Raw genomic sequence first — 1,368 nt, 5'->3', positions numbered from 1 at the left:
CGGATTAACCCCTTTATTTTGGACAATATCTAATTAATTCTCGCCTTTTCTTATAATTACACCCTTACCTCAATATCAGTTAGCTGTTCTCCAGAATAGAGGTGGTAAAATTCATTAGGAGTCATATATCTTAAACTTGAATGCAATCTTCTATTATTATAAAAGTCAATAAAATCGTTTACTATTTTATATGCCTCTTTATACCTCTGAAATTCATTGCTTTTAAAACATTCATCTTCAAGTATTCTGTGGAAAGATTCTACATGAGCATTTTTATTCGGCGTTTTTACTGGTATTCTTTCATGTTCTAATTCAAGTTCTTCACAACAATTCTTAAATTTATAACTTACAAACTGTGGCCCATTATCAGTTCTTATAACGGGTCTTTTAACACCTTCTTCAAATAAATTTCTTCTAATTAAAGCTTGTCTTAATAATGCGGTAGCATCCTTAGCTTCACAATGAAAGCCCATATGGTAATCTACGATACTCCTGTCAAAAATATCTATAATATTTAGCATATAGAAGAATTTATCTTCTCCTTCAATATACCCATACTTGATATCCATTTCCCATAACTGATTTGAACCTGTTATAGTTCTATTGATAGCAATGCTACGCTTAACTTTAGGCTTTATAGATCTTTGGTCCTTTAATACATTAAGTTCTTTACATAACCTATATACTTTTTTATGATTTATAATAAGTTTATACTCACGTCTTAAATAGTGCATTATTTTTCTATACCCATAGTTTATACCATCACCATCTATAGTTTGTAGAATGTATTCCTTAATTTCCTCATCACAAACTTTTTTACCTTTTTGAATTAAAGAATATCCCTTTGGTTTGCCGCCTATCGGCGTATATTTTTCTTTGCCTTCTACACTTAAATTATAATAATAAGTTGATCTGGAAAGCTTAACTATTTTCAAGACAAAAACTGCATTATATCCTTGTTCTATATACTTTTTAGCAACGACTATTTTATCTTTAATTGAGGGTTGGCTTTTTTTATTAAGTCTTTAAGAATTGCTATTTCTAAGTCTTTTTCTCCCAATATCTTTTTTAAAGTATCATTTTCTTGTGTTATTTCTGTTATTTCTTTTTTAAAGTCATTTTCTCCCTCAATTAAAGCTTTTCTACCTGGTTTAATTTTTATGTTATCTTTTTCTTTAGAATTTTTAATCCATGTTCTTATTGTTGATTGTGAAATTCCATGTTTTCTTGAAACTAATGAAACATTGCCTACTTCTTTAACCTCATTTAGTATTGATTCTTTTAATTCTTTTGTATAACTTCTACCTCTCACAAGTTACCTCCAATTACTTTTCTTCATTATATCTAATGCATAAGCAATTGTCCAAG

The 1,368-nt window shown here is 28.7% G+C and carries 2 protein-coding genes; both read right to left on the bottom strand.

What is annotated here, in order from left to right:
• Positions 1–56: 56 nt before the first annotated feature.
• The gene (locus EJL03_RS15840; protein ID WP_279222096.1) at positions 57–965 is read right to left on the bottom strand and encodes an IS3 family transposase; all 909 of its coding nucleotides are present in this window, start codon (positions 963–965) and stop codon (positions 57–59) included.
• Between the two features lie 17 nt (positions 966–982).
• On the bottom strand, positions 983–1,312 hold the full coding sequence (locus EJL03_RS15835) for a transposase (protein ID WP_125154922.1): 330 nt from the start codon (positions 1,310–1,312) through the stop codon (positions 983–985).
• Positions 1,313–1,368 lie beyond the last annotated feature (56 nt).

It is taken from the genome of Clostridium rectalis, assembly GCF_900626095.1.
GTDB lineage: Bacteria > Bacillota > Clostridia > Clostridiales > Clostridiaceae > Clostridium_AS > Clostridium_AS rectalis.
This window is presented reverse-complemented; position numbering and strand designations above follow the sequence as displayed.